Source organism: Microbulbifer sp., assembly GCF_051659245.1.
Lineage (GTDB): Bacteria > Pseudomonadota > Gammaproteobacteria > Pseudomonadales > Cellvibrionaceae > Microbulbifer.
This window is the reverse complement of the sequence record NZ_JBOFOC010000010.1, coordinates 94,020-117,082: the sequence shown is the minus strand read 5'-3', so window position 1 is coordinate 117,082 and position 23,063 is coordinate 94,020. Positions and strand designations below refer to the sequence as shown.

20 protein-coding genes are annotated in these 23,063 nt (G+C 60.2%); 9 read left to right on the top strand and 11 right to left on the bottom strand.

Translation table 11 applies throughout. From position 1 onward, the window contains the following. Positions 1-54 precede the first annotated feature (54 nt). Positions 55-813, bottom strand: a complete 759-nt coding sequence (locus ACRC0P_RS01215) for a helix-turn-helix domain-containing protein (protein WP_438627708.1) — start codon at positions 811-813, stop codon at positions 55-57. A gap of 179 nt (positions 814-992) precedes the next feature. On the opposite strand from ACRC0P_RS01215, the gene ACRC0P_RS01210 reads away from it, so the two are divergent. Further along, entirely contained in the window at positions 993-3,068 is a 2,076-nt protein-coding gene (locus tag ACRC0P_RS01210) for a VIT and vWA domain-containing protein (RefSeq protein ID WP_438627706.1), read from the top strand. A gap of 245 nt (positions 3,069-3,313) precedes the next feature. Here ACRC0P_RS01210 and ACRC0P_RS01205 read toward each other — a convergent pair whose 3' ends face one another. Continuing rightward, a complete protein-coding gene (locus ACRC0P_RS01205; RefSeq protein ID WP_438627704.1) occupies positions 3,314-4,492 on the bottom strand; it encodes a S8 family peptidase in 1,179 nt (392 codons plus the stop codon). A gap of 128 nt (positions 4,493-4,620) precedes the next feature. Here ACRC0P_RS01205 and ACRC0P_RS01200 point away from each other — a divergent pair, with 128 nt between their 5' ends. After that, positions 4,621-5,928: an MFS transporter gene (locus tag ACRC0P_RS01200; RefSeq protein ID WP_438627702.1), complete on the top strand. Its 1,308-nt coding sequence runs from the start codon at positions 4,621-4,623 to the stop codon at positions 5,926-5,928. Positions 5,929-6,275: 347 nt separating this feature from the next. Beyond that, complete coding sequence (locus ACRC0P_RS01195) at positions 6,276-6,383, top strand: hypothetical protein (RefSeq protein WP_438627700.1); 108 nt, start codon at positions 6,276-6,278, stop codon at positions 6,381-6,383. A 271-nt stretch (positions 6,384-6,654) separates the two neighbouring features. On the opposite strand, the gene ACRC0P_RS01190 is transcribed toward ACRC0P_RS01195, so the two are convergent. After that, positions 6,655-7,551, bottom strand: coding sequence for a bile acid:sodium symporter family protein (locus ACRC0P_RS01190; RefSeq protein ID WP_438627699.1), 897 nt, complete (start codon positions 7,549-7,551; stop codon positions 6,655-6,657). Positions 7,552-7,647: 96 nt separating this feature from the next. On the opposite strand from ACRC0P_RS01190, the gene ACRC0P_RS01185 reads away from it, so the two are divergent. The 5 genes from ACRC0P_RS01185 to ACRC0P_RS01165 all read left to right on the top strand — a co-directional run bounded on the left by ACRC0P_RS01185 (position 7,648) and on the right by ACRC0P_RS01165 (position 12,173). Beyond that, a complete protein-coding gene (locus ACRC0P_RS01185; RefSeq protein WP_438627697.1) occupies positions 7,648-8,538 on the top strand; it encodes a DUF1853 family protein in 891 nt (296 codons plus the stop codon). 71 nt (positions 8,539-8,609) lie between these two features. After that, on the top strand, positions 8,610-9,146 hold the full coding sequence (locus ACRC0P_RS01180) for a GbsR/MarR family transcriptional regulator (protein WP_438627695.1): 537 nt from the start codon (positions 8,610-8,612) through the stop codon (positions 9,144-9,146). Between the two features lie 90 nt (positions 9,147-9,236). Beyond that, complete coding sequence (locus ACRC0P_RS01175; RefSeq protein WP_438627693.1) at positions 9,237-10,616, top strand: cytochrome ubiquinol oxidase subunit I; 1,380 nt, start codon at positions 9,237-9,239, stop codon at positions 10,614-10,616. Further along, entirely contained in the window at positions 10,613-11,626 is a 1,014-nt protein-coding gene (locus ACRC0P_RS01170; protein WP_438627691.1) for a cytochrome d ubiquinol oxidase subunit II, read from the top strand. Before ACRC0P_RS01175 ends, ACRC0P_RS01170 begins: the two co-directional genes overlap by 4 nt. 283 nt (positions 11,627-11,909) lie before the next feature. Next, complete coding sequence (locus tag ACRC0P_RS01165; RefSeq protein WP_308366108.1) at positions 11,910-12,173, top strand: YdcH family protein; 264 nt, start codon at positions 11,910-11,912, stop codon at positions 12,171-12,173. Between the two features lie 128 nt (positions 12,174-12,301). On the opposite strand, the gene ACRC0P_RS01160 is transcribed toward ACRC0P_RS01165, so the two are convergent. Next, on the bottom strand, positions 12,302-12,925 hold the full coding sequence (locus tag ACRC0P_RS01160; protein WP_438627689.1) for a glutathione S-transferase family protein: 624 nt from the start codon (positions 12,923-12,925) through the stop codon (positions 12,302-12,304). Positions 12,926-12,978: 53 nt separating this feature from the next. On the opposite strand from ACRC0P_RS01160, the gene ACRC0P_RS01155 reads away from it, so the two are divergent. Beyond that, positions 12,979-13,266, top strand: a complete 288-nt coding sequence (locus tag ACRC0P_RS01155; protein WP_438627687.1) for a hypothetical protein — start codon at positions 12,979-12,981, stop codon at positions 13,264-13,266. 68 nt (positions 13,267-13,334) lie between these two features. On the opposite strand, the gene ACRC0P_RS01150 is transcribed toward ACRC0P_RS01155, so the two are convergent. From ACRC0P_RS01150 to ACRC0P_RS01120, 7 genes are all read right to left on the bottom strand, one after another. Next, entirely contained in the window at positions 13,335-15,065 is a 1,731-nt protein-coding gene (locus ACRC0P_RS01150; RefSeq protein ID WP_438627685.1) for an NPCBM/NEW2 domain-containing protein, read from the bottom strand. Between the two features lie 455 nt (positions 15,066-15,520). Next, complete coding sequence (locus ACRC0P_RS01145) at positions 15,521-16,135, bottom strand: hypothetical protein (RefSeq protein ID WP_438627683.1); 615 nt, start codon at positions 16,133-16,135, stop codon at positions 15,521-15,523. 22 nt (positions 16,136-16,157) lie between these two features. Beyond that, complete coding sequence (locus ACRC0P_RS01140; RefSeq protein ID WP_438627681.1) at positions 16,158-17,555, bottom strand: selenium-binding protein SBP56-related protein; 1,398 nt, start codon at positions 17,553-17,555, stop codon at positions 16,158-16,160. 223 nt (positions 17,556-17,778) lie between these two features. After that, positions 17,779-19,995, bottom strand: coding sequence for a S9 family peptidase (locus ACRC0P_RS01135; protein WP_438627679.1), 2,217 nt, complete (start codon positions 19,993-19,995; stop codon positions 17,779-17,781). A 66-nt stretch (positions 19,996-20,061) separates the two neighbouring features. Next, positions 20,062-20,904 (bottom strand): S-formylglutathione hydrolase, encoded by an 843-nt coding sequence (fghA, locus tag ACRC0P_RS01130; protein ID WP_438627677.1) that lies wholly within the window; start codon positions 20,902-20,904, stop codon positions 20,062-20,064. Positions 20,905-20,916: 12 nt separating this feature from the next. After that, positions 20,917-22,047 carry an S-(hydroxymethyl)glutathione dehydrogenase/class III alcohol dehydrogenase gene (locus ACRC0P_RS01125; protein WP_438627675.1) on the bottom strand — a complete coding sequence of 377 codons (1,131 nt, stop codon included), beginning with the start codon at positions 22,045-22,047 and terminating at the stop codon, positions 20,917-20,919. A 584-nt stretch (positions 22,048-22,631) separates the two neighbouring features. Further along, the gene (locus tag ACRC0P_RS01120) at positions 22,632-23,048 is read right to left on the bottom strand and encodes a CBS domain-containing protein (protein ID WP_438627673.1); all 417 of its coding nucleotides are present in this window, start codon (positions 23,046-23,048) and stop codon (positions 22,632-22,634) included. Between the last annotated feature and the right edge of the window lie 15 nt (positions 23,049-23,063).

The window sequence follows — 23,063 nt, the reverse complement described above, 5'->3', positions numbered from 1 at the left end:
GGCATGGCCCGCTCCTACAGGGGGGAGAATAGTTACCTCCATAGTACATAAGCATTATTTGGGGAATGACTTCTCCATACTGCTGCGGCGCAACCGACTGAAATATTGCAATTCCCAGGGGCGCAGCGCAACCAGCAAGCTGGAACCGAAGCGCTCGTCAAGGGCAAGGCTGGTGCCCGCATCGTGCAGTTCATCGAACTGTTCCAGCAGGCGGTCCATTTTCTTCATCAGTTCTGCATTCGCGGCGCGCGACAGCATCCCGGTGCGAAACCCCAGTTTCTCCCCGGGGCCGGAGAAGCTCGAGGCGAGAAAATCCGGCTGAACCTCTTTCTGGAAAAATCGCTGGATCGGGCCGTTGGGCAGCCAGCGGAACTCCTTGGCGACAATCACCCGGTAGCGGTTCAGCGGCAACAGTTCGATCAATTTCAACCGGTCCAGTCTCGCCAGCAACCGGATACATTCCGGCTCCGTGAGTTCGTAGGTCTCGAGAATCTGTTCAACGGTCCAATAGTTGAGCACGCATACGGTCACCAGCAACAGGCGCAGATCACCGGCCACTTCCCGCTCCTGCTCCTCTGTGAGTGTCGCGATACCCCTGCGCGCTTCTGTGGCCTTGCGCACCAGTTCAGAGAAGTCCATGCCGGCGATCTCGCACAGCGTCTCCAGCCGCGCAACGGACAGCGAGCCCCCGGAGAAGAGGCGCTTGATGCTGCTTTCCGACAGCTGTAACTGCTTTGCGATCTCGGCATAAGTGGCCCCCTGCGCCTTGAGCTCGCGCTTCAAGGTCTTCATCAGTGCCTGCACCTGGCTCATATTTCCCCGCCTCCTATAACAACAAAGTATCGTTATTTAGTACTTTTTGGACTGCTTTTCGCCACTTTACCGGTTTTGGGTGATTGATGTGAGCCCCTGGTACTAAATACTCCGGCAGCGCGGGCTATCCCGGCGCGCATTTCATTTCAGCCTCGAAACGGCATCCGGAGGAACCAACAATGCAACCTTTATCGCGCAACCCGATTCACTGGCTGGTGTTGCTACTGGTGGGCACCCTGGCCCCGCAGCTGGTCATGGCGGCCGGCCTGCTGACGCCCGCCGACAGCGCCCTTCCCGAGCTACAGATCAAGGAGCACCACGTCAATGTCGTGGTTGAGGATGGCTATGCGGTTACCGAGGTAGACCAGACGTTCTTCAATCCCCACGACCAGACATTGGAGGCCATCTATAGCTTCCCGGTACCGAAAAAGGCATCGGTGGGCGAATTCACTTACTGGATTGACGGCAAACCGGTTACCGGGGAGGTACTACCGAAGCAACAGGCGCGCACCCTGTACGAGCAGGAGAAGGCCCAGGGCAGAAATACAGCGCTGACGGAGCAGGATGAATACCGCAGTTTTGACAGCCGCGTATACCCGGTACTGCCACAGGACTCAGTGCGCATCCGGCTGGTCTATATCCAGCCCGTACACGCCGACCTGGGCATCGGACGCTACGTCTATCCACTGGAGGAAGGCGGTGTCGACGAGGAACGCATGGCCTTCTGGACCTACCAGCAACAGGTGCAGGAGGCCTTCAGCTTCAACCTGACCATGCGTTCCTCCTACCCGATCGACCAGTTTCTCCTGCCGGCACACCCGCAGGCGCAGGTCCAGGGTCAGTCTGATCAAGAGTGGCAAGTGTCCTTCGCCAACACCGCAGGCGCTGCCGCTGTCGCCAGCGAGGAAGGCAGCGCACAGCCGTCCATTCCATCGACAGGCAGCGCCTTTACCCTGGACAAGGACATCGTCGTTTACTGGCGGCACCAGCAGGGTCTACCCGGCAGTGTGGATATGGTCACCTACCGCCCCGAGGGGAGCGATCGCGGTACCTTTATGCTGACGCTGACCCCGGGGGATGACCTGGGCCCGGTGCAGCAGGGTCGGGACTGGACGTTTGTGCTGGATATTTCCGGCTCCATGGAAGGGAAATACCACAGCCTTGCCGAGGGTGTGCGCAAGGGACTGGGCAAACTGCAGCCCGGGGACCGCTTCCGGCTGGTGTTGTTCAATGACCACGCCCGGGAGTTGACCCGGGGCTACGTAACCGTAAACGATGCCAACGTGGCGCACTACCTGCAGCAGCTGGAATCCATCCGGCCGAACAATGGGACCAATCTGTTTGCCGGCCTGAAGACCGCGTACCAAGGCCTCGATTCGGACAGGCCCAGCGCAGTGATCCTGGTGACGGACGGCGTTGCCAATGTGGGCGTGGTGGAAAAAAAGGCGTTCCTGAAGCTGCTTGAGCAACACGATATACGCCTGTTTACCTTTGTGATGGGCAACAGCGCCAACCGGCCGCTACTGGAGGCAATGGCAAAGGTGTCCAATGGCTTTGCGATGGCCATTTCCAATAGCGATGATATCTCCGGCCGGCTGGTACAGGCGGCGGACAAGCTGCGCCACCAGGCCTATCGCGATATCGCGTTGACCATTACCGGAACAAAAAAGTCCGGGGTCAAGGTCCGCGATCTCAGCCCAGAGCGGATCGGTTCCCTGTACCGGGGGCAGCAACTCATCGTGTTCGGCCACTACTGGGGCGATGGCCAGGCCAGGCTCGCGATCGAAGGCAAGGTATCGGGCCAGAAGGTGCGGTACACCTCCGACCTGCAGTTCCCGGCAACCGATATCCGGAATCCGGAACTCGAGCGCCTGTGGGCCTACGCCACCATTGAAGACATCCAGAACAGGATGGACTATCTGGGCCACAACGCCGACAGTGAAAATGCGATTGTGGATCTCGCGGTTGAATACGGCCTGGTTACCCCCTACACCTCGCTGGTGGTCGTGGAGGAGCCCATATTTGAACAACAGGGCATCGCACGGGATAACAAAGCCCGGGTGGAGAGGGAAAGGGCCGCTCGCCAGCAGCGCTCTTCTGCTCCGGTGCAGCAACACAGGCAAGACAAGTCCCAACCGGCCTTCAGAGGCAAGCGTGCCTATCCGAGCGGTGGCGGCAGCGGTGGATCCGCGGGTCCGGCACTGATCCTGTTACTGTTGTCTCTGGTGGTCCTGCGTAAAACACGCAGCCTATAAAGCACCAGCTCCCCCTGAAAACAATAAAGGCCTGTCAATAATCGGCAGGCCTTTTTATTTTCAACGGAATTTTGGGGACTCAAATAAAGTCCCACAAGAAAGCCCCTACTAAAATACCCAATAGCCCACCTGCTCAGTAGTGTGCGGGCCAACTTAACCTTCGCCACGTAGGTCAATTCGCCCAGGCAATGAAGAACCTAGCGCTCTGCGAAGCGAGCTAGTCGCGCCGGGCCTGGCATAAGTTCTTATTCCAGCGGCGCCCGCACTATGCCACTGCCCACGTCCTCCTCTTCAGCGCCGTCCGCCAACAGTGTCCGGTCGGCGCGGGCGACCAGCTGCGCGAGCAGCGCGCCGCTCTCGATGCCACCGTTTTGCCGCTTGAGTTTTTCCGCCCACAGCGCCGCCACGCCGGCGGTGTGGGGGGTGGCCATGCTGGTGCCGCTCATGGACACCAGGCCGCCGCCCGGCCGCGCGGAGATCACACCTACCCCGGGGGCGGACACGTCCACTTCGGTGTTTGAAAACGAGGCCACGCGCAGCCCGTCGGCTCCCTCTTGCAAAGCGCCCACAGCGACGATGCCGGTGCCCGCCGCCGGTGGCGCCACGGCGATTTCGAACTGGGGTCTGTTGCTCTCATTGCCGGAGGCGGCGACGATGATCGATCCATGGCCGAAGGCACCGATGGAGTTCACGAAACCGGCCAGTTCATTGAACAGATTGACGTTCGCGCGGTACTGCTCAAGGGCGATGGAGGTGGCCGGATTGATGTCCAGCCCCTCGCGGTGCACCAGCTCGTCGACGAAGCCCGGGAAATCGATACCCAGGGACATGGAGATCACATGGGCACCCTCGTCGACCGCCCACTGAATGGCACGGGCAATGCTCGCGGAGGAGCCGCCGCCCGGTCCCAGCACTTTGCCGATCAGCGCGCGTCGGACGCCGGGGGCCACACCGATGCGCAGGCCGTCCACGTCGCGCCCGAAGATGGTGCCGGCGCAGTGGGTTCCGTGGCCGTGCTGGTCGTCGTCGCCGCCGTCGGTGAAATTCCTGCGCACCAGCTCCACACCCTGGAACGCCGGGTGGTCCGGGTCTATGCCGGTATCGAGCACCGCCACGGTGACGCCCTCTCCACTGAACGGCGAATCCGGCGCGCCCACCGCCTTCACGCCCCAGGTTTCCCCGCCGGCCTGGGGCTCTGTCACCGCCCCGGACTCGACGGGCTCTATGAGCTTCATCGGCATGGCTCGCGCTATGGCCCGGGTACGCGGGTCGTGCCGCAGGCTCGCGTGCTCGGCCTTGCTCAGATCCACCTCGGTCAGCGACAGGGTCTCAACCGGCGCATGTGCGATGGCGACCCCACCCATGCTCGCACTGGCGGGGATCACCGCGCTGGAACTTTGTAATACGATAAATCGCTCGGACATGATCGCTCCTCCCGGAAGCCGTGTAAGAACTCCAGCAAGGATAAGAGCCCCTCTCCCCGACGAGGGAAAAATGAACGCCTTTTTTCGGCCCGGCCGGGGGCAGCTATGCTGAGCAGGAATACGCCAATGTGGTCACGGAAGAATTTATGCAGGGCAGTGGCGCGAGGCGCGGGCGGCGCACCATCTGGGGCTGGGCCCTGTACGACTGGGCAAATTCCGCCTTCGCTACCGTGGTGCTGGCGGGATTTTTTCCGCTGCTGTTCCAGGATTTCTGGAATGTCGGGACGACACCGGAGGTGGCCAACCTGCGTCTGGGCTGGAGTAACTCCGCGGCTTCGCTGGTGATCGTCCTGAGCGCCCCCCTGCTCGGCGCACTGGCGGACGCCGCGGGGGCGCGCAAACGGTTGCTGTTTCTGTTCGCGCTGGCGGGGATGATTGCCACCGGACTGCTCGCCGGTGTTCCGGGAGGTGCCTGGCTGTCGGCGTCGCTGCTGTTTGTCTGCGCCACAGTCGGCTTTATGGGAGCCAACCTGCTGTACGACGCACTGCTGACCAGTGTAGCGCCGCCGGCGCAGTGGCACGCAATATCAGGCCTGGGCTACGGATTGGGCTACCTCGGCGGCGGCCTGATGTATCTCGGCTGTGTGGTCGCAGCTCTCAGGCCGGAAGCCTTTGGCTTTGCCGACAGCACCCAAGCGGCGCTGGCCGCTTTTGTGGCCACCGCCATTTGGTGGGCACTGTTTTCCCTGCCGCTACTGTTACTGGTACCGGAGCCTCCGGCCGTCGGCGCAGCGGGAGGTCGTTCTGCCTGGCTTCGGGGATTCGCGCAGCTGCGCACCACCCTGGGCAATCTGCGCCGCTACCGGTCGGTATGTATCTTCCTGCTCGCCTACTGGCTCTACATCGATGGCGTGGGCACGGTGATTCGCATGGCGGTGGCCTACGGCCGCGCGCTGGGTTTCGAGCGCGACCAGTTGATCACCGCGCTGCTTCTGGTGCAGTTTATCGGCTTCCCCTCGGCCATTGCCTTCGGCCTCCTGGGCCAGCGTATAGGCCCGCGGCGGGGCATCACTATCGGCCTGGCAGTTTATATCCTGGTATGCATCTGGGGCGCACTGATTCGCTCGCCCTGGGAATTCTTCGCAATCGCAATCCTGGTGGGACTGGTGCAGGGTGGTGTGCAGGCGCTGAGCCGCTCCTGCTACGCGCGACTGATCCCCGCCCACATGAGCGGCGAGTTTTTCGGCTTCTACAACCTGATGGGCAAGTTCGCCGCACTGATCGGCCCGCCGCTGTTCGGGCTCTTTGGGGCCTGGTTCGGCGATGTGCGCTATTCGATGTTGGCGGTGATTCTGCTGTTTGTGGCGGGCGGAGTGGTGCTCTGGAGGTTGCCGGACTCGGCGTTTGGGAACAAGCGGTCTTTATCAGACTCCTGACAACTTTCGATCAGTCTAAGAGCCTGTTTAAGTTCTATGGTGCTGCACGCCCAGCGCGGGGCCGGGAGGGTTCTTCGCAAGATTCTAAACAGGCTCTGAGGCTTTCCTCTCCCGAACCTCATATCATGTTGAAATAACGATAAAATTTCGACATGTTCTCAACTCATGTTCACGGCATCGACACGTGGAGCCGATGTGTCGATAAACTCCCACTATTTCGACATTTATGCTGGAAGCCGTCACCGAAAGCGCCCAGTGGACCAGCCGCAAGATCGCCGCCATACGCAACCTGGTCGAACAGCGCCAGACCCGCCTCCAGCTACCTGAAAAAGCTCGCCGAAATCGGCGTGCTCAACGAGATCCAGGCCGGCAAGGAAAAACTGTTCGTGCACCCGAAACTGATGGAGCTGGTCACCACCGACAACGACCACTTCAACCAATACAAGACCCCATAGTCCCCCCGGGACCGCGGAGCTCTTTGCCCGGAACGCGCTGAAGGCTCCAGCTCCGCCCCTGGGAACGCCGAGCTCCAGCTCGGCACCGCCTGCAAAGCAGGCGCAAAAAAGAAACACTGAAACAGGGGGTGAGCTTGGGACCATCGCCCACAGTACTGCGCGACTGCGCGCCATGACTCTGGAGGAGGATGCCGAGCTGGAGCTCGGCGCTCCCAGGTTGGAGCCTTCAGCACGCTTTTGGTAAAGAGCTCCGCGGTCCCGGGGGAGAACTCTAGGCAGGCTCGACCGCGGCGGTGCCCTTCTTGCCCGCGGGAATAACCCGCCGGCCATAGGCCGCCAGCAGGAAGCCGATCGGAAACATCAGCACGCCGTAGACGGCGGAGGGAATCGACATCTCGCTGGAGTGCAGCAACGTCAGTGTCACCATCAGGCCGAGGGTGCCATTCTTGACGCCCAGCTCGGTGGCCACTGCCAGCGCCTCGCGCCGGGACAGGCCGGCCGCACGGCTGGAGAGCAGGCCGACGGCGACGCCGAGAAGATTGAGCAGAATGGCGGAGGGGCCGGCCTGCACCAGGAGCTCCACAAAGCGGTCGCGAATCCCGTACACCAGGCCGATCACCAGTACCGCCAGCACCAGGCCGCCAAATATGCTCACCGCGCCCTCGGCGCGGCTGGCGAGCCGCGGCAGCCAGGCGCGCACTAACATGCCGATGGCCACCGGTAGCAGCACTATCGCGGACAGCATGGCGACGGTCTTGCCGAACGGAAGCACGATTTCCCGCTGGGTGCCGAAATAGGCCTGCAGCGCGTAATTGGTGAAGAGTGGCAGGGACAGAATCGTGATCATGCTCGCGGACACCGTCAGCACAATCGACAGCGCCACATTCCCGCGCGCCAGCAGAGTGAACAGATTGGAGGTGGTACCGCCGGGGCAGGCGGCAATAATCACCAGCCCGACTGCTATGGCCGGCGGCAGGCCCAGTATCCAGCAAAGGGCGAAGGCGACCAGAGGCATCACCAGGATTTGCGCAATGGTTCCGACGATCAGCCCGGTTGGTTTCACCGTCACCTGGTGAAAATCCCGGGCGGTCAGGGTCATGCCGATACCGGTCATGATGATAAACAGGGAGATCGGCAGGCCGATCGAGATCAATGGTTCTGATTCCACACCGGCCTCCTTTAAGGCATTATTTTTTATTCGCATTGAAAGTTAGCACAGCTCGGGGGAAAGCGCCGCGGAGCTCCCCACTCGTCGAGGCGACAAATGGCCCAAACGGATTCAATGGTCGAACCCGACCACTGGACCAACCTAATTTGGTCGGTGAGCACTCCCTCCATTGTCAGGGGTTGGGGCCTGCCCTGGCTGCCGGATGAACGCCGGGAGCAGCTGTCGTCCTTTTTCTCCCGGGAGGAAATCCGCAACAGACTACAGCGGGAGCTGGAGACCTTTGTCGCAAGCGGGCCGAGCAAGCGCCTGGGTGTGTATTTTGAAAACCTCTGGAGCTTTGCCTTCACCCACCACCCCCACTACGAATTACGCCACCGCAATCTGCCTTTGCGCGACAGCGGCCGCACCCTGGGCGAACTGGACTTTGTGGTGCGGCACCTGCCCACCGACAGGACCGAGCACTGGGAGCTGGCGACAAAGTTTTATCTGCAGGTGGATAATAACTACTGGGTTGGCCCGGGCCTGCGCGACCGACTGGATATCAAACTGGCGCGGATGCGCGATCACCAGTTGCCGGTGATCGAACAGCCGGCGGCGAAAGCGATCCTGCAGCAGGAAGGCATTCTGATCGGGCGCCAGTGGACGCTGATGCCCGGCCGTCTGTTTCGCCGCCTTGCCGACAGGAACCGGCCGCTGGACGCTGACATCAATCCCACCAGCCACTGGTGGACGGCGCCGGGCGAGTTCCGGCAACATTTTGTCACCGAAGCCTACCACTGGGTGACACTGCCCAAACAGGGCTGGCTGGCGGATCGGGACTACCGGGTTTTGCAATCCTGCTCCTGCGCGGCGCTCGCGGAAATACTCGAAAGCGAAGGGCTGCACAGACCGCTCTGCGTCGCAGGGCTCATCGGTGGCCGGGAGCGGACCCGCGGCTTTATCGTGCCCGACGGCTGGTATCAATCCGCACTGGATATCCTTCGATAGCCCGTCGGGAGGATTGACAGCTACCCCTTTAGCTTTATAATTTTCAGAACTTTCTGAAACTTAAGAAACCTATGAAACTGACCAGCCAGGCCCAGGCCTTCGTACTGCATTTTGGGGAGATGGGTAGCCGCTGGGGCTTCAACCGCACCGTCGGACAGATGCTGGCGCTGCTGACCATCCAGTCCGAGCCGCTGAACGCGGACCAGTTGGCCCAGGCGCTGAAGATCAGCCGCGGCAATGTGAGCATGGGGCTGAAGGAACTGCAGGCTTGGCGCCTGGTGGAACTGCACCACTTACCCGGGGACCGGAAAGACTACTTTACCGCCGCTGGCTCCATCTGGGATATGGCGCGCACCGTGTTCGAGGAGCGGCGCAAGCGCGAGCTGGATCCTACCCTGTCATTGCTGCGCCAGCTGCTGCTGAACGAGCCCCAGGACGAACAGGAGGCCCGGGCACAGGAAAGGATGCAGGAGGTGTACGACCTGCTGGAACTGTTGGACCGGTTTGCCAACACTTTGAGCAGGCTGGACCAGAAGGACCTGCTAAAACTGATGAGGCTGGGGTCCGGGCTCAGCAAGCTGCTCGCGCTCAAAGGTAGAAAGAGCTGAGGGGAGCCCCTCTCCCCCAACCCCTCTCCCCAAAGGGGAGAGGGGAGCGCCCGAGTCCCGAGTCCCGACCACGATACCGCAGAGGTCTTTATGCTGGACACCCTGATGCTGTCGAGAATACAGTTCGCAGCCAATATCAGCTTCCATATTCTCTTCCCCGCCATCACCATCGCCCTGGGCTGGTTTCTTTTCTTTTTCAAATTGCGCTTCGACCAGACGGACAATCCGGTGTGGATGCGCACCTACCGCTTCTGGGTGAAGGTCTTCGCGCTCAACTTCGCCCTGGGCGTGGTCAGCGGCATCACCATGTCCTTCCAGTTCGGTACCAACTGGCCGGGCTATATGGAAACCGTGGGCAATATCGCCGGACCGCTGCTGGGCTACGAGGTGCTGACGGCGTTTTTCCTGGAGGCGACCTTCCTGGGCATTATGCTGTTCGGCATCAACCGGGTGCCGAGCAAGGTCCACACCTTTTCCGCACTGATCGTGGCCATAGGTACCACCCTGTCCGCCTTTTGGATTCTGGCGCTCAACTCCTGGATGCAGACACCAGCCGGGTTTGAGATGCGCGATGGCGTGGCCCATGCCGCAAACTGGCTGGCAGTGATCTTCAATCCGTCTTTCCCCTACCGGCTCACCCATATGCTGCTGGCCTCCGGCCTCACCGCGTCCTTTTTTGTCGCCGGGCTCTCCGCCTACCGCATTCTCAAGGGCGACGAGAAACGGGCGCCGCGCCTGGCGCTGAAAACCGGATTGATAGTGGCGGCGATCCTCGCTCCCACCCAAGTGTTTGTCGGCGACCTGCACGGGCTCAACACCCTGGAACACCAGCCGCAAAAAATCGCCGCCATGGAGGGGATCTGGGAAACGGAAACCGGCGTCCCCCTGCTCCTGTTTGCGGTTCCGGACGAGGAGACCAGGAGCAACCATTTCGAAATAGCCCTGCCCAAAATGGCCAGCCTGATCCTGACCCATACCCTCGACGGGGAGGTCCAGGGGCTCAATGATTTCGAAGACGACCACCCGCCGGTGAAACCGCTGTTCTACGGCTTTCGCATTATGGTCGGCGTCGGTGTGCTGATGCTGATGACGGCATGGACCGGCTGTTGGCTCCTGTACCGGCGCGGGGAACTGCCCCGCTGGATGCTCAAGGTGGTGGTGGCGATGACCTTCTCCGGCTGGCTGGCCACCCTGGCCGGCTGGTATGTCACCGAGATAGGGCGCCAGCCCTGGCTGGTAACCGGAGTGCTCAGAACCGCGGACGCGATAACGCCGGTGCCGCCATCCAACGTGGGCTTTTCCCTGACCCTCTACCTCACAGTCTACGTGGTGCTGATGTGGGCCTATATCCACACCCTGCGGGTGATGGCCCTGAAATCGGTGGAAGTCGAGGAATTCGAGACGGCGGAGCCTGCTCGCGGTGGCACCCTCACCAACCTGCCGCAATCCGCTGGAGACAACACACAATGAACGAACTCACTGCAAGCGAATGGCTGCCGGTTGTTTTTATAGGCCTGATGGGGCTCGCGATACTGCTCTACGCTGTGCTCGACGGCTACGACCTGGGCGTGGGGATTCTGCTGCCCATGGGGGAGGAAGATGAGGCGCAACGGGACACCATGATCGCCTCCATCGGTCCCTTCTGGGACGCCAACGAGACCTGGCTGGTCCTGGCGATCGGGCTGCTGCTGATCGCCTTCCCCATCGCGCACAGTTTTATCCTGACCCACCTGTATATTCCGGTGGCAATCATGCTGCTGGGCCTGATATTACGTGGGGTCGCATTCGACTTCCGCGCCAAGGCGGCGGTGGATCAAAAACTGACCTGGGACCGCACCTTCAAGATCGGCTCGCTGCTCACCACCCTGACCCAGGGCTATATGCTCGGCCAGTACGTGATGGGCTTCGAGCCCGGCTGGCCGTCGCAGCTGTTTTCCGCGCTGAGCGCGCTGGGTGTGACCGCGGCCTACAGCTATATCGGTTCCGCGTGGCTGATTATGAAAACCGAGGGCAAACTGCAGAACCGCGCGATCCGCTGGACGCACCTCGCCGGGCGGGCGGCCTTTGTCGGTGTGGTTGCGGTCTCCCTGGTCAACCCGATGGTCAATCCCGGGGTATTCGACCGTTGGTTCACTTTTCCGCTGGTGATGTTTGTGCTGCTGATTCCGATGCTGTGCTTTTTCGCCTTCGGCGCCAACGAGATTCTGCTCCGGCGCCTGCCGAAGGTGGACGACCGGCACTGCTGGATTCCCTTTGTGAATGTGCTGCTGATTTTCCTTTTGTCTTTCACGGCCCTGGCGTTCAGTTTCTTCCCGGAAATCGTACCGGGCAAAATCACCATCTGGGAGGCCGCCAGCGCCACCGAGTCACTGATATTTATCCTGGTGGGCGCGGTGATCGTGGTGCCCCTGATACTGGCCTATACCATCTATGCGTATAGGGTCTTCCACGGCAAGGCGACCGAGTTGCACTATCACTGAGCTCAGTGGTCCGAACTAAGCAGGGGCGCAACGATACCCGTAGGATGGGCAAAGCGCAGTGTGCCCATCACTGGCCGCCTGATGGGCACGCTGCGCTTTGCCCATCCTACGACTTCGGTGCGCCTGGGACCCACCACAAATAAGAAGATTTATCACTTAGTTTAGTATCAAGATTTGTCTATCCAGGCAATGCTGGCGCCTGATTACGTCGACAGGCGGGCAGCCCCTCGGGCACACTACCATTGACTGGCGGCCCCCATTTCCAGCCAAAGGAGATGCCTCCATGCCGACGATAACTGCCCACACCCTCGAACACGACTTCCCGGAGTATATTGAGACCATTAAACGCCTGGCTGCCGAGGACTTGGGGTTCAGAATCGACAGACGGGAGTACGAACGGCTCGACAAGGAAATCCGCGGCCTGCAGGAGAGTGGCATCGGCACCGACGACGAGCACTACAACAGCCTCAAGAAACGGCGCGCCTACCTGAAGCAGCACCTGTACCACCTCATTGCCAACGGCGCCGCGGGCCAGCCAGCTATCTGAGAGACAGGTTCTGCCCGCCCCTGGGCCGGCTCAGCACCGCTGTAGGAGCGACCGCCGCGAACTCGGGTTCGCAGCCCGTTGCCGGCAGCCACTCTTACAGGGGCAGAGGTAGCGGAGGTAAAAAGGCGCTACGCCTTTTCCTTCACCAGCGCCTCGTCCATTTCCGTGGCGCGGCGGAAGGCATCGCGGTCGGCAACGCGGGCGGCATAGTCGACTAGCTCCGGGCGCTTCTCCAGGGTGCCGAAACTGATCCCCCAGTTCACCTGCGCCCCCACATACACGTCCGCTGCGGTAAAGCGGTCGCCGGTCACGTAGGCGTTGGTCTTGAACCAGTGGCTCAGGTTATCGACCACGGCGGCGTAGCTGCCGTAGCCCGCCATCATCTGCTTTTCCGGCTCAGGCTCCACACCGAATACCTTGAGGTCGGTGATCGCGGCTTCCATGGGGCCGGCGACAAAAAACAGCCAGCGGTAATAACTGGCGCGCTCCTCCGGCCGGGGCGCCAGGCCCGCCTCGGGGAAAGTTTCCGCCAGGTAGGCGCAGATAGCAGCCCCCTCGGTTACCACCTGGTCCCCGTGGCGAATAGCGGGCACCTTGCCCATGGGGTTAATGGCCAGATACTCCGGCGATTTCATGCTGCCGCCGTACTCCAGTATTTCCGTGCTGTAGGGCGCCCCCACTTCTTCCAGCATCCAGCGCGCGATGCGGCCACGGGACTGGGGGTTGGTGTAAAGAACGAGCTCCTTGGTCATTGGGCTTTCCTCCATTGATAAATTGCTGAGGCTACAGCAAGCGCCAGTAAAACATGCGGGCTATTACCGGTAACAGCTGTAGGACGGGCAGCCCGTCGCAAAAACCTATCCCGCTGTCGACCACGACGGCGCGGTTCAGCACACTGCGCTCACATCCTGCAACAGGGGTCTTCGATGAAACTCTACTTCACCCACACCTCCCCTACGCGCGCAGCGCTCGTATCGCACTGCGCGAGCACGGCCTGGAAGAAAAACTGCGCGAAGAGGTATCCCATCCCTTCGACAACACCGGTGAATTTGACGATATAGAGGCCAAAGAGAGAGAAATAAACCGCGACTAATCGCGCAGCATTATTGCGATGGTCAGGCCAATATTTCCAGCGCAATTCCGCCTGGGCCCCAATCCCGCCTATTGGCGAGACAGGATTCTGCCCCCGGGGGCCGTCTTCCAGAGCCCCGCTTCCGCCCAATTCGCGTGATCCGAGGTGATACTGCCCAGGCTATCCACCTGCAGCACTATCTCGCGTGCTCCGCGCAGCGGCAGCAGCACCTGCCGCGGCGGCTGCCAGCCGACGGCGCCACTGGACCAGACCGTGCGGCCGTCCAGGAGGACGTTGAAGCGCACACTGCCGCTCTCGCCGGCGCGGTCCAGCCCGTAGTAGCTGTGGAAGAAGTTTGCCCCCTCCGGAATGCGGTAGGCTACTTTCGAGAAGGCGTGTACCCCGAGCCCCTTGTCAAAACTCCGGCCGTAGATGTTCAGTGGATCATTACTGACGCTGGCGTCGCGACTCAAGCGCCCCCAGTCCTGGTGGAAGTACGACTCCTTGATATCGCTGAGGTAGACACGCCCCAGGCGGTCGAACTCCACCCGGTTGAGGCTGTGGAGCAGGTAAACCTGCACAGTCATAAAACCGCCCACCACTGCGGCGGCTATGGCACCTCCGTGGGGTATCTTCACGGAGGTGGGCAGGCGGAGTCCCAGCCCCAGGGTCGCCAGGGCAAACAAGGTGAGAACGATCACCAGCCAGGAGAGCTGCCGCCAGATGGCATCGCCCTCCAGGGGCAATACCAGCAGTATGTTGCAGGCGACCACCAGGTTGGCGAGCAGGAGCCAGCCGGTGCGGATTTCCCCCCGCGCACAGCCCAGCGCCGCCAAGGGTACCAGCAGGAACAGGTAGCGCTCGTGCATCGACGGCGCCAGGGTAAAAAAGCCCAGCACCATTACCATCGCCAGGCCGACGACCTGCCCGAAGCGCTCGGTGGCCAGCCAGGCGCGCAGCATGCACACGACCGACACCAGAGCGAAAAGCACCAGGCCCAATTTGTGCGGTGTCAGCCAGCCGCCGTCGGCCAGCAGCGGCTGGTGCATGTCTGTGATATTGCCCACGAGCAGATACCAGAGATTGGCGGCATTAAAGGTTGCGAAGGGAAAAATATCGGTGTTGCCCAGATAGGCGGCGTGGAACATTTCTGCAAAGCGCCCCACCCAGATAAACGGCAGGAAGCCAATCAGGCCAACGAGCAGCAGCCCCGCCAGGGCCTGGGGGGCGTAATACCAGGTCTGCAGGCGCCAGCGGCGCATAAACAGCCCCACCAACACCGGCAGGATGACGATGGCCTGGAATTTCCACAGCAATGCCACCCCGAACGCGGCGCCGGCAACGAAAAAACGCGCGCGAAAGGCGTACACCAGGGACAGCCACATGGGCAGGAAGGGCAAGAGGTCCACCTGCCCCCACACTGGGCCATCCAGCAGCAGCGCCGGGCTCGCCACCACAGCCCAAAACACCGGGCTCTCCAACGGCTGTACATTTCTCTCGCACAGCGAGCATTCCACCCGGTGGCAGAGCCACAGCTGTGTGGCCAAAACCGGCAGCAATACAAAAAACTTCAGCTGTACGGGAGAAACCGGTGGATATTCAAATCCGGCGAAGTCGAATATTTTTGCCAGCAACCAGAACCAGTGCAGTAGCAGGGGCGGGTAATTGGCCTGGGCATGTTCGTAACCCTGGGCCATCTGCTGCATCCAGCTGGTCCAATAGCCCAGGTCGGTGCCGTGGCCGTTCCAGTAGAGAGCACAGATGAAAAGCAGGGAGCCGAGAGGCAGGGCCCAGCCCCGGGATAACGGTGAATATTCCATTTCGTTTTGCTTATTGTTTTAAACCAGGGAAAAGCCTTGCGGGCTCGCTCTATTTCTAGAGCGGGGATGTTATCACGACATTTTGGTTGCGCTAACATATCGGCAGAGCAAAGAAAGGAATATGACGCCAGAAAAAAGCCCGGAAATTGACTTCCCGGGCTTTTGGAATCCACTCGAGGTTCCCATCACCGGAAAGGTCAATACCCTCCCGTGAGAAAGCGCACCAAACGAAATCTTTTCGCACAGGCCACTGCGCCGCGAAATATTCGCAGCAAAGCGCGGTATTTTACCCTCTTCGTATCAATGGCATTTCAGTGCTAAAAAATAGTCTTTTCTTTGAGAGGGCGCCATCAGACTGTCAATAGCATTTTAAAAAACACCTGAAAAAATTCTTTGTGACAACAGGGAGAGTTTTTTTGGCTGCCTGCAGAAGATCTCAAGTCTCGTCCTCACGTTCAGATCGCCATCCACAGCGCCACACCACCGACAACCAGCAGGGCGACCGCCCAAATCAGATCAAAATTGATCCACTTTTGCCGCAGTACGTTCAGGCCAAGCCTGCGGTAAACAATCCAGGCGACGGCCCCCATCACCAGCAGCATCGACAGGGTATGGGCACCCACCGCCAACAACATGGCCCCTCCCTCGGGCATCGCCGGATGCCCCCCGGCGTGATGGGATTTCTGTTCCGCCGCCACCCCCAGCAGCGCGGGGATGACCATCAGACCGGCGCCATGGGCCGTAGCCATCAGAAATGACCACAACAACAGGTCGCGCATCCCCACTTTCATGCCGGTCCAGCGCGGGTGACGGTAGTAGTTGAACAGTTTGTAGATGCCGAATCCCAGCAGCAGTACAGCGGTAAGCCACTGCAATCTATGGAATGAAATCATCTGCAGTCCCGCAAGCACGATCAACACAACGGCGACAATCGCCGCGGCGTGTCCGACAGCAATGGGGAGCAGTGATATCCAGATGACCCGCCCGCTGTGTTGCTGCAAGCCCAGCGACAGGGCAAACAGCCAGCCCATCCCCGGGTTGAGCCCGTGAAAGGCACCGAGGGCGATCATGACCAGCCAGGGGCTGAGTCCCTCAGGAAGGGAAACAGTATGAGTCGGTAGAAGCGTCTCCACCTTCCAGCCTTACCTGGTGTACACGGGTTTTTCCGAAGTCGACGAAAAAATCCGGGTCCAGTTCCATGCCCCCGGATGGATCGACATTCACCTTGACCATCCAGCCCGTCATCTTGTCGGGATAAAACTGGTCGTCCCAGCTGCTGTAGAGCGAATTGGTGAAATAGACCCGGCGCCCGTCGCGGCTGATTTCCACCATTTGCGGCGCACCAAGCAATTGCCGGTTCTCTTTGGGGTGTCCCTTCCTGGCGACGATTCCACCGATCTCAACCTTGCCCGTGAGCCGGGGATTGAAAGGATCGGACACATCATACTGATGCAACTCGCCAGTGCCCCAACAGGACACATACAGGAAGCGATCGTCGAGGGAGAGATCGATATCCGACACCAGCGGCGGCACCGCCTTGAACGGCTTCAGTGCTTCGGGGAGGGATTCCTCATCCGCCGGCACGGCGGGAATGGAAATGGTTTTCTTCATTTTCCACTCACCGCCCTCGCGATACCAGGTCCATACGGATGCGGACAGATCCTCGGTACTGATGACGATTCCGGCAAAACCGTAGTCCTTGGTCGGGTCGTGGGCCGGGCGCAGTTCCAGCAGCATCTGGTGTTCGGCGCCTATATCGATGCTCTGGGCCAGGCGTCTTTTGCGCAGGTCCCAAAAGTGAATGCGATGGCCGTACTTGTTCGCCAGCAAGTCCTCCGGCACCAGCCCGTTTTCAAACTGCGATGGCTTTGCCCACTCGCTGCTGATCAGCACATCTTCCGCGAGGTGCCACCAGAAATCGTAGGCCAACTCCTGATCGCCGCGGTGCAGCTCCCAGGGACCGACCACACTGAAGCTGAAGTGGTCCAGCATGAAAATACCGCCGGGGCCTTCGTCGCCCTTGGCCGAGCCCATGGCGGAAATATAAATCGCGTCCGGTCCGCAGTGCACTGTGTGCGGGCGGCTGTAACCGGACTTGCCGATGACCTCGTCCGGCTCCAGGGTTTTTACAATATGTGGCTGTCGAGGGTCCGGTTTGGTGTCGATGATATAGATGCGCGAACTACGCAGCCCGGGCACCACCAGGTAGCGCCGCTCCAAGTGCGGATGCGGCGCAAACGGACACAGTGCCGAACTGCAGGCATTCCAGCCAAAATGATGCAGCTCGTCGCCGACATAGGGCAGCTCCAGCGTGCCGACCACTTGGCTGTAGGTCGCGGAATCCGGGTCCAGATCGACCACACAGATGGCGTCGGGTTTTTCTCCGCCGTTCGGGTTAAGCGCCGCCACATAAGCGTGGCGCTCGGGCGGCGCCTGCATTGCCATTTTAGCCGAGGGATAGAACGATGGGTCGGGTTTCCACAGCGCCACGGAGACAGTCCTCTCTGCGAAATTAGAGATAACGAAAATAGCGATGAGATTTGCAGTATAGGAACAGCTGATGATTGCTGACCGCGAAGGGAAGCCGACAGCGGGAAATTGTGCGCCTTTCTTTCAGCCGCGGATTTGCAGGACGGGCAATCAAGGCTACAAGGATGTATTCACAGCGTGTCTCGTAAAAAGCCCTCGGCAGCGGGACCTCCCAGTTGCTTGATTACTGGGCTGCACCCTTCAGCTGCCGATCGAAGAAGCTCTTGATCATGCTGTACTGGTGGATACCCGTCTGCTTGCCGCGCAGACTGTGCTTCTTGCCCGGGTAGGTCATCAGCTCAAACTGTATTCCCTTGTCCTGCATTACCTTGATCAACCTGGTGGTATTGGTAAACAGCACATTGTCGTCCGCCATACCGTGGTAGACCAGCAGTGAGCCCTTGAGGCCATCCACATAGGGAAATACCGAGGAGGCTTCGTAAGCTTTGCCGTTCCTGTTGGGATCACCCATATAGCGCTCCGTGTAGTGGGTGTCGTACAGGGACCAGTCGGTAACCGGCGCTCCGGACACCCCGGCCTTGAAATAGTCGCCGGCCTTGAACATGGTCATCAACGCCATATAACCGCCGTAGCTGTGGCCGTAGACACCGATGCGCTCCGCGTCCACATAGGGCAGTGTGCGCAGAAATTTAACTCCGGTGACCTGGTCTTCCACTTCCACCGATCCCATGCGTTTGAAGATGGGATCTTCAAACGTTTTGCCGCGATTGGCGGAACCGCGATTGTCCAGGGTGAACACGATATAGCCCTGTTGCGCCATATACTGATTAAAGGGCTTGTCCCAACTATTGGTCACCAGTTGCACGTGGGGGCCGCCGTAGAGATAGACCATGACCGGGTAGCGCTTTTTCGGGTCGAAGCCACTGGGCTTGTACATGCGGTAGTAGAGCTTGTGGCCCTCGGGCGCCTCGATGGAACCGAACTCGGGGCGGATCCAGCTCTTCTTGTAAGGGAACAGCGGGTGGCCTTCCTTCACCGCGTTCTCTTCCAGCCAGGTGATCCGCTCACCGCTGGCCCTGTGCAGGCTCACTTGGGGTGGGGTGTCGATGCTGGAGAAGTCGTCCAGGTAGCCGGAACCATCCTGGGCAAACTCGATGCGGTGCATGCCGCGGCGGGTGGAGATTTTCTGCGGTTTCTCCGGGGTCTCGGTGTGCAGCGCCGCCGCGTAGAGATGCCGTTCCAGCGGCATATCCCGGCGCCCGGTAAAGTAAACCCGGCCGTTCTCTTCGTCGACGGCGGCGAGGGCGTCGACACTCCACTCCCCCGCGCTCAGGGGGCGGATCAGTTTGCCGTCGAGATCGTACAGGTACAGGTGTTTGTACCCGCTGCGCTCGGAGGCCCAGACAAAACGGTCGCTGTCCTCCAGGAATTCCAGGTCGCTGTGCAGGTTGATCCAGGTATCGCTGGTTTCCTTCACCAGGGTTCGGGTTTTTTTGCTGACGATATCCACCAGGCGCAATTCCAGGGTCTGCTGGTCGCGGTTCTGCCACTGGTAACTGAGCAGGTTGTCCCGCGCCCAATCCACGCGCGGGATATAGATGTCTTCGTCTTTGCCCAGATCCAGCCAGCGGGTCTCACCGGAGTCGATATCCAGCACTCCCAGTTTGATTTTCACGTTGGGGCGACCGGCGGCGGGGTAGCGCTGCCGGATCATATCGATGCGGTCCGCATAGATCTCGCTGCGGGTCACCTCGTCCACAGTTGACTCGTCCACCTGCAGGTAGGCGATATGGCGGTCGTCCGGCGACCACCAGTAGCCGGTCATGCGGTCCATTTCCTCCTGGGCGACGAATTCCGCCATGCCGTTTTTTATCGACCCCTCGCCGTCGCGGGTAAGCTGGCGCTCTTTGCCGGTTTTCAGGTCGACGATAAAAATATCCCGGTCGCGGATAAAGGAAACATAGCTACCCTTGGGCGACACACGAACGTCGGTTTCGAAAGCCTCGGTTTCCGTCAGCCGCCGCACGGATTTTTTTCCCAGGTCGTAGTAATAGATATCGCCGGCGAGGGGGAACAGCAGCGATTTGCCGTCGTCGGACCAGGTGTACTCCATGATGCCGCTGCCATAGATACGCTGGCGTTCACGGCGGGCCTTCTCTTCATCGGAGAGCACCTCCTCGCCCCGGTGGAGGGAATCGGAATCCACCAGCATGCGGGTCTCACCGTCGTCGATATGGTATTCCCAGAGGTCGTAGCGGTTGTAATCGGTTTTCCGCCCCTTGAGGAAGGTGACCCGGCTGCCGTCCGGAGAGTATTCCAGGGCGCGGGGAGAAGTACCGCTCAGGGCAGGATCGGAGAATATTCTCTCGATGGTGAGCTGATCGGCAGAGGAAAAACCGGCAAAAGTGCAGCCCAGCAGAAACAGAAGCTTTCTTCTCATGGGATTCTCGTTTTTACGGTGAACGGGCGTTGAGTGTTTCGAGAGATTCTAATCCGGCGACCTGGCTCAACCCCTGAGCAGAAAATCCGCGTGAAAGCGCAGGTGCTGCTCGATAAAGCTGGCGATGAAGTAGTAGCTGTGATCGTAACCGGCGTGGTGCTCGACCCTCAGCGGATAGCCGCTGGCTTCCGCTGCGCTCTGCAGCGCGTGGGGTTTCAATTGCTCTTCCAGGAATTCGTCCGCATCCCCCTGGGAAACCAGCAGGGGAATCCGCTCTCCGGCACGGCTTAGCAGCACCGTCGCGTCGTATTCTTCCCACAGGGATTTGTCCGCTCCCAGGTAGGCCGCAAAGGCCCTTTCTCCCCAGGGGCAGGCAATGGGGTTGCAGATGGGGCTGAACGCCGAAATCGATGTGTAGCGTTCCATATTTTTCAGGCCGATCACCAGCGCACCGTGCCCACCCATGGAGTGGCCGGCGAGGGCGCGGCGGTCGTTCACCGGAAAGTGCTGTTCCACCAGTGCGGGCAGTTCTTTCAGTACATAGTCGTACATGCGGTAGTGATGCTTCCAAGGCTCCTGGGTGGCGTTGACATAAAAACCCGCACCCAGCCCCAGATCGTATCCCGGATCGTCCGGCACATCCTCGCCCCGGGGACTGGTATCCGGGGCCACGAGCACAATGCCCAGTTCCGCAGCCATGCGCTGGGCGCCCGCCTTCTGCATAAAGTTTTCATCGGTGCAGGTGAGGCCGGACAGCCAATAGAGCACCGGAAAGCGGGTGTCCTTCTCAATCTGCGGCGGCAGGTAGACCGCAAAGCGCATATCGCACTGCAGGGTTTCCGAGTGGTGACAGAACTGTTTTTGCCAGCCGTCGAAAGACTTGGTGCTGCTGGCAGCTTCGAGTTTCATCTGCGTCCTTCCTTATGAATCGTAGTGAATCACGCTGCGGATACTTTTTCCCTCGTGCATCAGTTCGAAGGCCTGGTTAATTTCCTCCAAGGGCATGGTGTGGGTGATAAAGTCGTCCAGCTTGAATTCCCCCGCCAGGTAGCGCTCCACATAGTCCGGCAGTTCCGTGCGACCTTTTACACCGCCGAAGGCGGTGCCGCGCCACACGCGACCGGTCACCAACTGAAACGGGCGGGTGCAGATTTCCTGGCCGGCGCCGGCCACGCCAATAATCACCGACTCCCCCCAGCCCTTGTGACAGCATTCCAGCGCCGCGCGCATTACCTTTACGTTGCCGATACACTCGAAGGAATAGTCCACGCCGCCGTCGGTCAGTTCGACGATTACTTCCTGAATCGGCTTGTCGTACTGCTTGGGATTGATGCATTCGGTGGCGCCGAGTTTGCGCGCCAGGTCGAACTTGGATTCGTTGATGTCGATACCGATAATCCGCCCGGCGCCGGCCATCGTTGCCCCGATCACCGCGGACAGGCCGATGCCGCCGAGGCCGAATATCGCAACCGTCGCCCCCGGCTCCACCTTCGCGGTATTCATCACCGCGCCCATGCCGGTGGTGACGCCGCAGCCCAGCAGGCACACTTCCTTCAGCGGCGCCTGCGGATTCACCTTGGCCAGGGCTATTTCCGGCAATACCGTGTATTCGGAAAATGTGGATGTGCCCATGTAGTGATAGATGGGCTGACCGTCAATGGAAAAGCGCGTGGTGCCGTCCGGCATCAAACCCTTGCCCTGGGTTTCGCGGATTTTCTGGCACAGGTTGGTTTTGCCGGACTTGCAGAATTTGCACTCGCCGCACTCGGGGGTGTACAGCGGGATCACATGGTCTCCCACCTGCACGCTGGTAACCCCCTCGCCCACGGATTCCACGATACCGCCGCCCTCGTGGCCGAGAATGGCCGGGAAGATCCCCTCGGGGTCCTCGCCGGAGAGGGTAAAGGCGTCGGTGTGGCACACGCCGGTGGCCACCAGTTTGATACGCACTTCCCCCTTCTGCGGCGGCATTACCTCGACGGTTTCGATGGAGAGCGGCTGGCCCGCTTCCCAGGCCACAGCGGCCTTACAATGGATTGTCTGATCCTTCATGGATTTCCCTCACAGTAGTGTCCTGTATGGTACTAAATAGTGATACCAGACAGGACACTAGTGGCTAACTGTTCCGGCCACCATACCAGATTCACAATTGTTAACGCATCTCTAGCAACAGCTGTGGCCTGATAGAGAAATCCATAAAACGGCGAGGGGAGGCACAGGCGATTGACACCTCGCACCCGGCCACCCCCAAAAACAGATCCCCGTATATCCCCAAAATTTCCTTGCACGGCGGAAAGTCTCGGTATAAAATTAACGATAATGATTCGCATTTAGATTAATTGCTGATCTTCCGGAAACCACCAACTGCTGAACGCGGCCCATGGAAGGGCCGGCCCAAACCCCAGTCGGCATCTCTGGGCAGGGGCAGACCGATGTATACGCCCACCGGTCTCGTATTGATGTGCAGGGATGCACTTCTTTTTATTTCCGGCCGCGGAGGCGCGGGTTGAAGCCTGTTATATGGCAGGATCTACTGGCACCGGGGGCGGCACAGTACTGTCCCGCGATCCCGGTACCAGCTGATTGCAGAGGCTGGGTTCGAGAATCGGCAGCCGGCTGCCGATCGAACATCTTCTCTAATGGTGCGCCGAAACCGAGGAAGCGAATTCCGCGGCCTGCTGGGGAGGAGCTGAGTGGGTAATATCCCCCAAGCTCAGAATACCCACCATGCGCTTCTCACTGTTCATCACCGGCATGCGGCGCAGCTGGTTTTCCTCCATCTTCTGGAGAGCGGAATCCAGGTCGTCGTCCTCCCAGCACCAGGCGACGCCCTCAGTCATCACATCCCGGGCGGTCAGCGAGGACAGGTCGCGCCCTTCCGCCACACCGCGGCAGCAAATATCGCGGTCGGTCACCATACCGATCAGCTTGTCATTCTCACCGACCGGCACCGAGCCAATATCCTCGTCGCGCAGGATCTTTGCCACTTCCGGCAAGGATGAGTCCGGAGAACACCAGGTGCACCCTTTGTGCATTGCTTGCTTGACTTTCATCACATACCTCCGACT

What these genes read in the sequence shown, in the direction of transcription:
- ACRC0P_RS01215 (WP_438627708.1), bottom strand. Translation starts at nt 813, where the DNA reads ATGAGCCAGGTGCAGGCACTGATGAAGACCTTGAAGCGCGAGCTCAAG.
- ACRC0P_RS01210 (WP_438627706.1), top strand. Translation starts at nt 993, where the DNA reads ATGCAACCTTTATCGCGCAACCCGATTCACTGGCTGGTGTTGCTACTG.
- ACRC0P_RS01205 (WP_438627704.1), bottom strand. Translation starts at nt 4,492, where the DNA reads ATGTCCGAGCGATTTATCGTATTACAAAGTTCCAGCGCGGTGATCCCC.
- ACRC0P_RS01185 (WP_438627697.1), top strand. Translation starts at nt 7,648, where the DNA reads ATGGCCCAAACGGATTCAATGGTCGAACCCGACCACTGGACCAACCTA.
- ACRC0P_RS01180 (WP_438627695.1), top strand. Translation starts at nt 8,610, where the DNA reads ATGAAACTGACCAGCCAGGCCCAGGCCTTCGTACTGCATTTTGGGGAG.
- ACRC0P_RS01175 (WP_438627693.1), top strand. Translation starts at nt 9,237, where the DNA reads ATGCTGGACACCCTGATGCTGTCGAGAATACAGTTCGCAGCCAATATC.
- ACRC0P_RS01170 (WP_438627691.1), top strand. Translation starts at nt 10,613, where the DNA reads ATGAACGAACTCACTGCAAGCGAATGGCTGCCGGTTGTTTTTATAGGC.
- ACRC0P_RS01165 (WP_308366108.1), top strand. Translation starts at nt 11,910, where the DNA reads ATGCCGACGATAACTGCCCACACCCTCGAACACGACTTCCCGGAGTAT.
- ACRC0P_RS01160 (WP_438627689.1), bottom strand. Translation starts at nt 12,925, where the DNA reads ATGACCAAGGAGCTCGTTCTTTACACCAACCCCCAGTCCCGTGGCCGC.
- ACRC0P_RS01155 (WP_438627687.1), top strand. Translation starts at nt 12,979, where the DNA reads ATGCGGGCTATTACCGGTAACAGCTGTAGGACGGGCAGCCCGTCGCAA.
- ACRC0P_RS01150 (WP_438627685.1), bottom strand. Translation starts at nt 15,065, where the DNA reads ATGGAATATTCACCGTTATCCCGGGGCTGGGCCCTGCCTCTCGGCTCC.
- ACRC0P_RS01145 (WP_438627683.1), bottom strand. Translation starts at nt 16,135, where the DNA reads ATGATCGCCCTCGGTGCCTTTCACGGGCTCAACCCGGGGATGGGCTGG.
- ACRC0P_RS01135 (WP_438627679.1), bottom strand. Translation starts at nt 19,995, where the DNA reads ATGAGAAGAAAGCTTCTGTTTCTGCTGGGCTGCACTTTTGCCGGTTTT.
- fghA (WP_438627677.1), bottom strand. Translation starts at nt 20,904, where the DNA reads ATGAAACTCGAAGCTGCCAGCAGCACCAAGTCTTTCGACGGCTGGCAA.
- ACRC0P_RS01125 (WP_438627675.1), bottom strand. Translation starts at nt 22,047, where the DNA reads ATGAAGGATCAGACAATCCATTGTAAGGCCGCTGTGGCCTGGGAAGCG.
- ACRC0P_RS01120 (WP_438627673.1), bottom strand. Translation starts at nt 23,048, where the DNA reads ATGAAAGTCAAGCAAGCAATGCACAAAGGGTGCACCTGGTGTTCTCCG.